11 protein-coding genes are annotated in these 12,181 nt (G+C 67.1%); 4 read left to right on the top strand and 7 right to left on the bottom strand.

All coding sequences use genetic code 11. From position 1 onward, the window contains the following. Positions 1-1,955, top strand: a 1,955-nt coding sequence (locus A9974_RS20440) for an autotransporter outer membrane beta-barrel domain-containing protein (protein ID WP_255468254.1), incomplete at its 5' end; no start/stop codon positions are given. Between the two features lie 71 nt (positions 1,956-2,026). On the opposite strand, the gene A9974_RS20435 is transcribed toward A9974_RS20440, so the two are convergent. From A9974_RS20435 to A9974_RS20425, 3 genes are read right to left on the bottom strand one after another with little or no spacing between them, the layout of a single operon-like run. Continuing rightward, complete coding sequence (locus A9974_RS20435; protein WP_183006005.1) at positions 2,027-2,944, bottom strand: alpha/beta hydrolase; 918 nt, start codon at positions 2,942-2,944, stop codon at positions 2,027-2,029. Between the two features lie 3 nt (positions 2,945-2,947). Next, positions 2,948-3,832, bottom strand: coding sequence for an alpha/beta fold hydrolase (locus A9974_RS20430; protein WP_183006004.1), 885 nt, complete (start codon positions 3,830-3,832; stop codon positions 2,948-2,950). 46 nt (positions 3,833-3,878) lie between these two features. Beyond that, positions 3,879-4,934, bottom strand: a complete 1,056-nt coding sequence (locus A9974_RS20425; protein ID WP_183006003.1) for a sugar phosphate isomerase/epimerase — start codon at positions 4,932-4,934, stop codon at positions 3,879-3,881. A 164-nt stretch (positions 4,935-5,098) separates the two neighbouring features. On the opposite strand from A9974_RS20425, the gene A9974_RS20420 reads away from it, so the two are divergent. From A9974_RS20420 to A9974_RS20410, 3 genes are all read left to right on the top strand, one after another. After that, on the top strand, positions 5,099-5,698 hold the full coding sequence (locus tag A9974_RS20420) for a TetR/AcrR family transcriptional regulator (RefSeq protein ID WP_183006002.1): 600 nt from the start codon (positions 5,099-5,101) through the stop codon (positions 5,696-5,698). A 235-nt stretch (positions 5,699-5,933) separates the two neighbouring features. Beyond that, positions 5,934-6,242, top strand: coding sequence for a YqjD family protein (locus tag A9974_RS20415; RefSeq protein WP_183006001.1), 309 nt, complete (start codon positions 5,934-5,936; stop codon positions 6,240-6,242). A gap of 62 nt (positions 6,243-6,304) precedes the next feature. Continuing rightward, a complete protein-coding gene (locus tag A9974_RS20410; RefSeq protein ID WP_183006000.1) occupies positions 6,305-6,706 on the top strand; it encodes a PRC-barrel domain-containing protein in 402 nt (133 codons plus the stop codon). A gap of 97 nt (positions 6,707-6,803) precedes the next feature. Here A9974_RS20410 and A9974_RS20405 read toward each other — a convergent pair whose 3' ends face one another. The 4 genes from A9974_RS20405 to A9974_RS20390 form a co-directional block, all read right to left on the bottom strand. Further along, on the bottom strand, positions 6,804-8,030 hold the full coding sequence (locus tag A9974_RS20405; protein ID WP_183005999.1) for a hypothetical protein: 1,227 nt from the start codon (positions 8,028-8,030) through the stop codon (positions 6,804-6,806). A 190-nt stretch (positions 8,031-8,220) separates the two neighbouring features. Further along, positions 8,221-8,949, bottom strand: coding sequence for a hypothetical protein (locus A9974_RS20400; protein WP_183005998.1), 729 nt, complete (start codon positions 8,947-8,949; stop codon positions 8,221-8,223). A gap of 63 nt (positions 8,950-9,012) precedes the next feature. After that, the gene (locus tag A9974_RS20395) at positions 9,013-11,439 is read right to left on the bottom strand and encodes a fimbria/pilus outer membrane usher protein (protein WP_183005997.1); all 2,427 of its coding nucleotides are present in this window, start codon (positions 11,437-11,439) and stop codon (positions 9,013-9,015) included. After that, complete coding sequence (locus tag A9974_RS20390; protein ID WP_183005996.1) at positions 11,436-12,146, bottom strand: fimbria/pilus chaperone family protein; 711 nt, start codon at positions 12,144-12,146, stop codon at positions 11,436-11,438. The genes A9974_RS20395 and A9974_RS20390 overlap by 4 nt, the downstream gene beginning before the upstream one ends. Positions 12,147-12,181: the final 35 nt, after the last annotated feature.

The following is a 12,181-nucleotide window of genomic DNA, read 5'->3' as shown; positions in this document are numbered from 1 at the left end:
GCGCGGCGCTGACCAATAGCGGGCAGATCTGGGGCGGGGGCGGAGGCGGCGGCGGCCGGGTGATCGCGCAGGATATCAGTCATGCGTCGGTGATCGTCGTCAACCGCGGAGGCGATGGTGGTGCCGGGGTGATTCTGGCGGGCGATAACCAGAGCCTGCTCAATACCGGTCAAATCCGCGGCGGCAATGCCGGGTCGGGGGCGGCGGCTGTCTACGGCCTGGGAGGCGTCGGCGTGCAGGTGGCCGGCAATGGCACGCTGGTGACTCAACAGGGAACCATCATCGCGGGTCTGGACGGACGCGGCACCCGCGGCACCGCCATCTTGCTGGCGGGCACGGGCAATACCTTGGTGCTGGGGCAGGGTTCCACGACCCTGGGCGACGTGGTGTTCGCCCCGATGGGTAGTAACCGTTTGCAGCTCTCGGGCGGTACGACGGCCACGGTTGCCCTCAGCGGCAATCTGGCGTTTGGCACGAACGGCATCTACGCGGTGCGCGCCACGCCGACCGCCATGGACCGGCTGGATGTCAGCGGCCGTGCGGCGCTGTCGGGCGCCACGGTCGATGTCGTGGCGCAACCCGGGACCTATAACGAACACTTCAGCCAAGTGGTGCTGACGGCGGGCGGAACCTTTGGCGTATCACGCTTTGCCGGCGTCACCACCGATCTGGCCTACCTGACCCCGTCGTTGTCGTACTCGACCGACAACAAGCAGGTGACGCTGACGCTGACACGCACGATAGTGCCACCCGTGGATCCTGGCACGCCCGTTGATCCAGGCGCCGGCGGCACACCCCTGCGCTTCGCCGATCTTGTGTCTGGCCGCAATGCCCGCGCCGCGGCCAATGCGGTCGAATCGATGCCGGCGTCACACAGCGTGTATGGTGCGGCGATCTCCCTGCCTGTCGGTGCGCCGCAAGGTTTCTTCTCGGGGCTGTCGGGCGAAGCGCACGCCACGGTGGCGTCCGGCTTGAACAACTTGTCCGGAATGGCGCGCAATACACCGTTGGCGCAATTACGGGGCAACCTGGCAGCCGGCAGCGCGCCTGGCGCGGCGACCGCCGCGGCCGGCGTCAGTGATGCGGCGCCCTTGGCGTTGGCCTTGCCCGCATCGCAAGCGCGTCCCGCTTGGGCGCAACTCGTGGGCAATTGGCAAAGCATCGGCGCCAGCGGCGACACGGCCTCCGCGCGCCAGCACACCGGCGGCGTGTTCGCGGGGGCGGACAGCGCTATCGGCGGGGGCTGGCGCCTGGGCGGCGCGGTGGGCTACACCGACTCGCGGCTGTCGGTGGACGACCTGGCCTCGCGCGCCGATATCTCCAGCTACAGCGCAATCGTGTATGGCGGCAAAGCCTTCGCCGTGGGCGCGGGCAAGCTCAACCTGATGGCAGGCGTGGCGTATTCCTGGCACGACATCCATACCCGTCGTCAGATCGGCGCGGGCGGCCTGAACCAGACGCTGACGGCGGACTACGGCGGTAACACCACGCAGGTCTTCTCCGAACTGGGCTATGCCTTCGGCGTGGCTGACGGCCTGACGCTGGAACCCTACGCGGGCCTCGCCTGGGCTGGTCAGCGGGTGCGAGGCTTCAGCGAATCCGGCGGCAGCGCCGCCTTGTCCGGCGAATCGAGCAAGAACGACACCACCACGACCACGCTCGGCCTGCGCGGCAAGCAAGCGGTGACGCTGGGCACGATGGCGGGCTCGGTGTCGGCCGGCCTGGGGTGGCGCCATGCATTCGGCGATCTGACGCCAACCTCGCGCCTGGCCTTTGATGCCGGCCAGGCGTTCACGGTCACCGGGGCGCCGATCGCCCGCGACGCGGCGCTGGTGGAAGTGGGCGCCGATCTGGCCGTCAGCCGCCGCGCCACGATCGGATTGGCCTACGCGGGCCAGTACGCCAACGCCAACCGCGACCATACCGCCCGGATCGAGGTGCGCTGGCAGTTCTGAACCGGGCCGGCTCGACGAGGGCTGGTGGTTGCGCCAGCGGCCCGTGCGTGAAGGCCTTGCCATCGGCCCCGCTATGCCAGCGCCTCGCCCGCCAGGTCGAACAGCCGCCGCGCATCCGGCGTCAGCCCGAGCATGTGGATGCAGGCATGCACCATGCCCGGCAGCAGATGGTCGCGCGCCTCCACGCCGGCCTCGCGCAAGCGCCGGGCGTAGGCCAGGCCTTCGTCGCGCAACGGATCGTATTCGCAGATCAGCAGCGTCGCCGCAGGCAAGCCGGTCAGGTCGGCGCGCAGCGGCGACGCGTAGGGAGACGCGCCGTCTGCCTCGTTCACCAGATAGGTGAACCAGCAGTAACGCATCACGGCTTCTGTCAGGAAGAAATTCTGACCGTAGGCGCGATACGACTCGGTGGAAAAATTGTGGTCCACCACCGGATAGCACAGCAGTTGGTGCGCGATGGCCGGACCGCCCCGGTCTCGCGCCAGGATCGCGGCCGCCGCGGCCAGGTTGCCGCCCGCGCTGTCGCCGCCCACCGCGATGCGCGCGGGGTCGATGCCCAGCCCGTCTGCGTGCCGGGCCACCCAGGTCAACGCGCTGTAGAAATCCTCGAGCGGAATCGGAAATCTGCTTTCCGGCGCCAGCCGGTAATCCACCGACAGCACCTTGCATTGCGTCGCGTTGGCCAGCGCGCGGCACGGGTTGTCGTAAAGCTCCAGCGAGCATTGGAACCAGCCGCCGCCGTGGGCAAATACCAAGGCCGGCAAGACCGCGCCGGTCGCTGTGCCATCAGGGGTATAGGCGCGTACGCGGATGGCATGACCATCGTGGCCGGGCGCGATGTGCGTGTCGATGGCTGCCACGGATTCCAGCGGGCCGTGCAATTCACGCAGCGCGACCTCGGCGGCGTCGCGGCGGGCCTGCAGATCCAGTGGCGCCGTCACGGATGACAGGCGGCGCAGGTAGTCGTTGATGCGAGGATCCAGCGGCATGGCTCAACCCTCGCGCGACAGGAACGGCAGCAGATGTGCCAGGAACTCGTCCGGACATTCTTCTGTGACGAAGTGGCCGCAATCGGCAATGATCGCGCCGCGCACGTCGGACGCGGCGCGTTGCATGGTCACCAGCGGCGCGTCGCGTGTGGCGTGTTCGGCGCCGATGGCCAGCACCGGCATGTCCAGCTGTTGGCGTGCGCGCTCGGTGTTCTGGCGCACCGTTTCGGGAATCGCGCGGTAGTAGGCGAAGCCGCCGCGCAGACCGCCGGGGGCCGCATAGGCGTCGATATAGGCCTGCGCGGCCACGCGGTCGCGGCGGTGCGACCATTTGTCGAACATGTACGTCAGGTAGGCCTGTTCGCGGCCGGCGATCAGCGCTTCGGGCAGGTCGGGCAAGCGGTTGAACATGAAATGCCACAGGAACACGTTGTCGCCCGGCGGCGCGAAGATCGTGGGCTCGGGCGCCAGGCCGGGAATCACGGCCTCGGTCAAGGCCAGGCGCGAGACGGCGCCGGGAAAGTCGCTGGCCAGCGCGTAGGCCACCCACATGCCGATGTCGTGGCCCACCACCTGATAGCGGGTGTGACCTAGCTGCGCCATCAACTGATGCAAGGTGGCGGCAATCGCGCCGGTGTCGTAGCCGCCCTGAGGATGGTCGGAGTCGCCGGTGCCGGGCGGGTCCACGGCAATCGCCATGTAGCCGTGGCTGGCCAGCGCGTGCATCACGTGGCGCCAGGTCAGCCAGGTCTGCGGCCAGCCCGGCACCAGCAGCACGGGCGTGCCGCTGCCGGCGATGGCGCAATGCAGGCGCGCGCCGTTCACGATGAGATAGCGGTGCGAGAAGTCGGCGCCGGGCGGAAGGTAAGCGTCGTGGGGATGCGTCATGACTGCGGATGTCCAGATTCGTTATTGGGTGATGGAAAAGAATGGCTCAGGCGATGCCGAGCATGGCGTTGATCTGGCGCGCGTCGATGGCGGCGCCCGCGAAGTCGTCGAAAATCTTGCCGGTCACGGGGATGATGTGCTGCTTGATGAAGGCGGCGCCTTCGCGCGCGCCCGTCTCCTGGTCCTTCAGGCAGCACTCCCATTCCAGCGAGGCCCAGCCTTGATAGCCGTGGTGCGCGAGCTTGGAGAAGATCGCCTTGAAATCCACCTGGCCATCACCCAGCGAGCGGAAGCGTCCGGCGCGGTTCACCCACGACTGATAGCCGCCGTAGATACCTTGGCGTCCGGTCGGATTGAACTCCGCATCCTTCACATGGAACATGCGGATGTGGTCCTTGTAGATGTCCAGGTAATCCAGGTAATTCAGCTGCTGCAGCACGAAATGGCTGGGGTCGAACAGGATGGCGCAGCGGGCGTGGCCGCCGACGCGCTCATGGAACATCTCGAAGGTCGCGCCATCGTGCAGGTCTTCGCTGGGATGGATCTCGTAGCACAGGTTCACGCCTTGCTCGTCGCAGGCGTCCAGCACCGGCAGCCAGCGGCGCGCCAGTTCATCGAAGGCGGTCTCGATCAGCCCTTCGGGCCGTTGCGGGAACGGGAACAGGTAGGGCCAGGCGAACGACCCCGAGAACGTGCCCATGTCCGTCAGGCCCAGGCGGCGCGAGGCCTGCGCCGCCAGCAACAGGTTGCGGCGCGCCCACTCGGTGCGGGCCTGGGAATTGCCGCGGACTTGCTCGGGCGCGAAAGTGTCGAACATTGCGTCGTAGGCCGGGTGCACGGCCAGCAATTGGCCGAAGATGTGCGTTGTCAGTTCGCTGATCACCAGGCCGTGGCTGGCCAGCATGCCGGTGATCTCGTCGCAGTAGTCCTGGCTGGTCGCGGCCAATTCCACATTGAACAGGCGCTGGTCCCAGGCGGGGATCTGCAGGGCCTTGAAGCCCAGGCCGGCCGCCCATTCGGCGATGGCGGGCAGGCTGTTGAACGGGGCGGCGGCGTCGCTGAATTGCGCCAGGTGGATGCTGGGGCCTTTGAGGGTTTGCATGACGTATCTCTGTCGTTGGCCCACCGGGATTCGGTCGGCTTCAATTGTTTGTCGAACGACAAAGAATAGACGGAAAATGGCAGTCACTGCAAGCGGCCCCGTGCGCGGCTCTGCCGGTAGGCGCGGCGGTACACTACGAAAAAGTCCAACTCTTCAGGCGTGATATGGCAGGCAGACCCAGGGAATTCGACCGTGACCTCGCATTGCAGCAAGCCATGCTGGCCTTCTGGCAGCACGGTTACGAGGGCACGTCGATGGCCGATCTGGTGGCGGTGACAGGGCTCGCGTCAGCGCGTCTGTACGCGGCCTTCGGTTCCAAGGAAGCCTTGTTCCGCGAGGCGGTGGAACGTTACGAGGCGGGCGATGGCGGTTTTGCGCAAGCCGCGCTGCAATCCGCCGACGTGCGGACCGCCGTCGAAAAACTGCTGCAGGACGCCGTCGCGGTCTACACCCGCCGGGGCCGGCCGCAAGGCTGCATGGTGGTCACGGCCGCGGCCAATTACGCGGCGGACAATGAGTCGGTCATGCGTTGGCTGACCTCGCACCGCAAGGCCCGCACGCAATCCATCATCGACCGCCTCGACGCCGCGCAACGCAGCGGCGCACTCAAGCCGGGCACCGACGTGCAGGCGCTGGGCGACTATTACGCCGCCGTGCTGCACGGCCTGTCGGTGCAAGCCCGCGACGGCGTCAGCCGCTCGCGCTTGCTGGCCCTGATCGGGCCGGCCATGGCGCCGTTGGCCGCGGCCGCGTCCGGCGCCTGAATCGACCGCTGACGGCACGGCAGGCAGGTTCCGGCCCCACGTGGCCGCACCTCATTCCCGCTTTCTGGACGACCTGACCCGCCAGGCTGAATCATCAGCCGGTGGCGGGCGGCCCTGCCCGCCAGCATCACGGTCCGGCACGGAACTTGCGGAAGGGGATGGCCCCGGACGTGGATTGCGCCGGGGCAGGCCGGGACAGGCCTGATTGAACCGGTCATTTCTTCAAGGAGGTGCCATGACTACACGAAACGGCGACGGCACGATGCTGCGCGACCTGATCTCGGGGACCGAGAACCTGCTACGTACCACGGCCAGCTACAGCGGCGCGGAGGTCGAGGCGGCGCGTGACCGCCTCAAGGAGCAGCTCGATGCCGCGCGGGCCGAGGCCCGTGGTTTGAAAAAGAAGGCATGGCGGCGGGCCAGGGATGTGTCCGTGGCCACGGATGACTATGTGCATGAAAACGCTTGGAAAAGCATTGCCGGGGCGGCGCTGGTGGGTGCGCTGGCCGGGGTGTGCCTCATGTCGGAGTACCGGCGCCGCTAGCGCCCTCCGGCATTCCGATATTTCACGATGGACAGCGGGCATCCCCGCATAGGAGAGAAGCGATGGAACAACAGCAAACGAATATTGTCGGCGGCCCGAAGACCTCGGCGCAGGGACCCGGCCCGGAAGTCATGGCCGCCAACACGCTGGAAGGCAACGACGTCTACAACGCCGAAGGCGAGACGCTCGGCGACATCAAGGCGATCATGATCGACGTGCCGCGCGGCCGCGTGGCCTACGCCGTGCTGTCGCGCGGCGGCATCCTGGGCATGGGCGAAAAGCTCTTCGCCATTCCGTGGGCGGCATTGAAGCTGGATACCGACCGCAAGTGCTTCGTGCTGCATGTGGACAAGGAAACCCTGAAGAACGCGCCTGGTTTTGACAAGGACAACTGGCCGCGCATGGCGGACGAGACCTGGGCCCGCGACCTGCATAAGTACTACAACCAGGATATCTACTGGTAGCAGGCAGGCTTGGCGCGTCCGGGTAGCCGGGCGCGCGCCGGGCGCCTCGCCGTGGACGGGCGTCGGGTCCTGGCGCCGCGATGAACGTCTGTCGCGTTCAGTCCGTCGCCAGATACGCCTGCCCGCCCGGCTTCAGGTACGGCGCCAGGTCCACGAACGGCACCAGCGCCAGCGTGCCCAGGCAGACGCCCGATGCATGGCCGACGCCGGATACCGACAGGCTTAGCGCGCCGGGTGCCTGCGTGCCCAGGGTCAGGTAGTCGGGCCACAGGCTCGAGCAGCCGTCCTTGGACGGATCCTGGGTGTTGCCCTCGGCTTCGGCTGCGGCCAGCGTGCGCTGCACGGTAGCGGTGATGCCGGTCAAGGTCGGACTGGCTTTGGGGCGGCCGCTGTCTGCCGGCACATAGGCGTCGAAGATGCGGTTCCAGTCGAGGTATTCACCCCGCAGCAGGTCGTAGGTGTAGGGTTCGAAATGGTTGCTGGGGTGGGCGCCGCCGCAATCCAGGCTGCCGCTTTCGGTCACGGTCATCAGCGCGCGCGACAGCCAGGTGACGGTGATGACTTCATCGTCGAAGTTGCCCAGCGTGCCGGTGTTGGGAATGTCGCCATTGGCGGTGTAGGCCTCGCCCATGCACTGCAACGCGCCCAGGCTCTTGCGCCAGTGGCGCTGTTCCAGCAGATGGTTGACGCGCTTGCGCACCTGCTCGTCCGGATGCCGCGACAGGCGCGGGTACAGAAACTGCGTGCGCGGGTCGCGCCACATGCGGTAGGTCACGGCGCCAGCGCCGATATCTTCGCCGACGGGCTCGGCGTGACCGTTCATCTTCAGGGTGTCGTACGGAGCCTGCTCGGCGTTGATCTCGGGGAGGGTGGCCATGCCGTTGTTCACGCCGGTGGCGGGCATGGATTTGGAGTTGTATTCGGCGACGCGCCGCAGGTCGAACGCGCGTTGCTTGCCGTTGCGGGCATCCGTCCAGGTGCCACGGTAGCCTTGCGCGTCGCGCGTGCCTTGCCAGGTGGCGGCAGTGGGCGCGGCGCCGCCTTTCTGGCCCGCCCGCGCTTGCTCGCGTTTCCAGTTGGGCGGCGGTTCGGCCAGGGCCTGTTCCGGCCCCTTCAGGGGAATGTCGACGCCCGATTTCGGATAGAAATAGCGGCCGGTCAGGATGCCATTGGCCGCCGCCTGGGCATCCAGTTCCATCACGACCTCGCCGGCGCCCTGCAAGGTGCCGGTGTAGACGATCAGCGGAGCCGCCTGAGTGGCGAGCGCCACGGTCGCCAGCGCGCCAGCCAGAAGGAAAGACAAACGGGTGGATAAGCGGAGCATCGGAATCGTCGCCAGGAGATTTTTGGGGCCGGATCAATATACCGGAAGGTCGATGCGAACAAAAGAACCTGCCAATACGATAAAAACAGGCTGTTGTGGGCCAGGTCTCCGAGTCCTGGAACGGCATGGCCGCTGCACGCATGGCGCGGCTACATCGTGCCAATGACCCTGGACGCCTTGCGGTCCGTTGTCACGCCAGGGGTTCCCAGGCCCCGGAATCCGGCTTGACGCCCAGGCGCGCGCCGTTCTGCCGCACCTGTTCCTCATCCCACTGCGCGGCCGCGGGATCGATATCGAAAGCGACATCCAGCGCGCCCGCCACGCGGGGATCTTCGATCGGCAGTTCCCAGGTAAGGAACAACTGCGACAGGTCGCGGCTGTCGGGGAAGTCGCTTTCGTCAAAGCGGCGGGCGCCGCGCGGCACCACGCCATGCGGCTGGCAGGTGTCGAACAGCACGGCCGTGCCGCGCATCAGCGCAATGCGCTGGCCCGTGCCGGGGTAGATCAGGTCCAGCCCCTTGTCTTCGCTGACAAATAGATTGCAGAAGGCCGCGCTGCCGTACTGCATGCCGTCGTGATGGTAACGGGCGCCACGGCAGGCCATCAACGCCAGGTCGCTGGACGCCAGCACGTCGCCCAGCCCGAGCGCGCCAGTCCAGTCCTGCATCGCGCGCAGGCATGCGCGGTATTCGGGCCACCGGGCCATGGTGCGCGCCAGGGGCATCTGTTCAACATCGCCGGGTTCCAGCGCCACGTTCGAGGCGATCTCGCGCGCCCAGTCGGCCACCAGGCGGGCAGGCGGCACGGGAATATCGAGCGTGGCGGTGGCCACGCGTGCGCTGATGCCGCGGCTACGGATCAGGTCGCCGCTCCGGAAATAGGAGACCAGGCGATGCGAGGAAAGCGGGGCGGATGTCATGGGATGCCGCCATGTTACCGCCTGACGCCAGGCGAGTCCGTGCGTGTGCGGCCCGCGCCGTCGTCAGCCGTTCCTGGCCGGTGACGTCGCGCGGCACACGCCCTGCGCCTCCTGATAGGGCAGGTCCGGATCGGGCTTGCCGATGGGCTGGACGTCCAGGAAGCATTTCGCGCCATCGGTCAAGGACACCTGCAAGGGCATCGCGTAGGCATCGTCCAGGAAAATCTGGCCGCCTTTACCCACCAGGGTGATCAGGTTGCCGCGCGCGTCCATCACCGGCAGGCGTTCCGCCAACGGCTGCTGGTCGGCCGCGGAGACGGCCGACAGCAGATAGCGCTGCACCTGACGCAGGTTGAAGTCCACCACCTGCACCGAACCGCGCGCGGGTTTGACCGACTGCACCCCGTTGGGCAGGTTGGCATTGCGCGGCAGGCTGGTGGTGTTGATTTCCACCGAGCTTTCGCTGTAGGCAGGCAGGCCGGGAATGACGGCATGACCCCAGGCGTCGGTCCAGGCGGGGCCCGCGGGTGTCTGGAGCTGCACCCCGCCCAGGTCGCCGACCTTGGCGATGCCGAACGTATCGCCCACCTCGTAGGGGGAAAAGGCCACGGCACCGCCGGCCGCCACGACCGAGCCCTGCAAGCCCCAGTTCGTCGACACGCTGCCTTGGGCGTCACGGTTGGCCGACAGGTTCACGTGGGTGTAGCGCGGTAGCGCATCGATCGATGCCGACGAATTGACGGCGTTGCCCGGATTGGCCACGCTGGACGCCAGGCTATAGCTGAACTGCGGACTGACCGTATCCGAATAGCTCGCGCCAATGGCGCTGCTGTTGCCCGCCTTGCTGGCATACACCCCGGCGCTGGCGCTGCCCAGGGGAAAGCTGAGCGTCAGGAAGTACTGGTTATCGGAGCGAGCGCGCGTGTCCGCGCTAAGGTCCTTCGCCGCGGACAGGGTGACCGAGGTGCGCCCGAAGCTGCGGCTCCACGACAGCGTGGCGCGCTGGCGCGTGGCGTCCAGGCCGGCGAGGCGGCTGGCGGTATAGCTGGCGGAAATGGCGCCCAGGGTCGGCTGGAACCAGGACACCCCGGCGGTGTAAGTCTGGCTCGCGCGGCTGGCCGTGTGGGGGGTGTCCGAGCGTTGCAAGACCTGCGCCATGTCACGATACCCGTCCGTCTGCCAGGTGGCTGAAAAGTTGGTGGACAGCCGCTCCATGGGAGAGACGGACAGGGTTGCCGCGATCTGCTGCCCTTGCCGCTTGGCGCCGTCGGCGACCGCGCTGGAGGCGCGCACGCCGATGGAGCCGCTGAGGGCGTCGGTGGGCGACGCCGCGATGGTGACCGCCAGCGCCCGATAGGGGGCGGAAAGCAATGCGCCGGCACTGAGGGTGCTGCGGCTTCCCAGGTTCCAGCCATTGCTGGCGGTGGCCACCAGCGGCGTCTGGCTGTCGCTGCCGCGGCTGGCCTGGTAGCGTCCCACGGCGATGGACAGTCCTTGCGCCGTGGTGTTGCGCACGGCGCCGAACGACGCGGCCGGGACCGTGAACTGCTGCCGTTCGCCATTGGTGGAAATCACCTGCACTTCCAGGTCGGAATTGCCGCTGATGATAGGCACGTCGGTGATGGTGTAGGCGCCAGCCGGCACCTGCGTCATCAGGATCAGCGTGCCCAGCTGCCGCACTTCAATCCGGCTCTGGCTATTGGCGATGCCATTGAAGTTGACGCCCGAGGCTTGCGTCTGCCGCAGCGCGTATTCGGGAAACAGCTGCAGGCCACGCAGGGTGCCGACCGAGAACAAGGAGCCGGCAGGCGAGATCTGACCCGCCTGGAAGGTGGCGCGCAGGCTGGGTATGGCGCGCTGCGCGTACGTGTCGCCCTGCGTGAAGGTCGACTTCCCGCCCTGCGAGTAATAGTCCTGGCGGCTGCGCAGGATCCAGTCGGCGATGTTCAGGCCGGTCTCGCTGTAGGCGCGCAGATATTGGTAGCCCGAATCGCCACTGCCGCTACGCGCCCCGCTTACGTTGTAATTGATCATGGCGGCGGTGCCGCCGGAGGCATACTGGCCCTGTATTGCCTGGTCGACGGGCGCGCGCGCTGCCAGCGGCGTGACGATGTCAACCTCCGACTGATTCGGCAGCTGCGTGATGTCGGTTTCCGGATAGGCCTTGCGGTAGTCCTGGCAGGCTTCTTCCGAAGTGCCATCGGGCACCTTCAGCCCCGCGCGGCTTAGCAGTTCGGGTGTGAAGCACAGCGTGCCTTCGTCGTTGAAGCGCACGTCCATCGTGCCCAGATCGGCGCCATTGACCTTCAGGCGCACCCGGCTGGTGCCGGGAAGAAAGCGCGAAGTTTTGCTGAAGTATGCGGCCGCTTCGGGCGAGATGCCCAGCCGCTTCAGCGCTTGAGGATCGAATTGCTGTGCGAACGCGGTAGCGCAGGCCGTCATGCCGATAAGCGCGGCCAGGCCCGCTGCCGGGTACGCGAGCGGATTCATTTCACGGAGGTCGGCTTGCAGCCGCTCGTCAAAGGAATGGCGTAGCTGCCCGCGGCGTAGCCGTAGACGGTGGCCGGCCAGATCGTGACCGTGCTGCCGTTGGCGGGTTGGTCGCGGGTCGGCAATTCAACGCGTTCACCAGGCAGCAGATAGGTCTTGGGCAGCGGCAGGACGGTATTGCGGCTGTCCAGGCGGGCCTGTTGCGCCAGGCGCACCACGTAGCCGCTGTCATTGCACAGCCGCAGCTTGCCGCCATCGGCCGTGGCGGTCAGGCGCGTCCAGGGGTCCTTCAATTTTTCCAGCGCGCGCGGCTGGATGATCATCGGGATGTTCTGGCGGAAAGTGGTCTGGATCTGGTTGTCGGCGCCGCGCGCGAAGGGGATGCCTTCGAACGCCACGCGCTTGAGGCGCTGTGTGGCGAGCGGACCCTTCTTGGTCAGCATGAAGCGCACCAGTTGCGATTGGCCGGCCTCCAGCCGCGCCATGGGCGGCGTCGCGACGACCAGCTCTTCCGGGTCTTCGGCGATGTTCTCGATGGTGGTATAGAGCAATACCGGCGCCGTGTCGGTGTTTTGCACGGTCATGGTGCCTTCGCCGGTCGCTTCGTCAACGATCAACACCGAGGTTTCAGGGACGACGCCGGCGGCGCCGGCCGTGTTGGCCAGCAGGGCGCAGGCCAGGGAAACGCAAGTCAGTAAGGGTTTCATATCAGCAGGAATAGACGTGTTCAAGCCGGCCGGTG

The organism is Achromobacter sp. UMC71, from assembly GCF_014170305.1.
Classification (GTDB): Bacteria; Pseudomonadota; Gammaproteobacteria; order Burkholderiales; family Burkholderiaceae_B; genus Achromobacter.
Note: the sequence above shows the minus strand (reverse complement) of the source record. Positions and strands in the feature narration are given on the sequence as shown.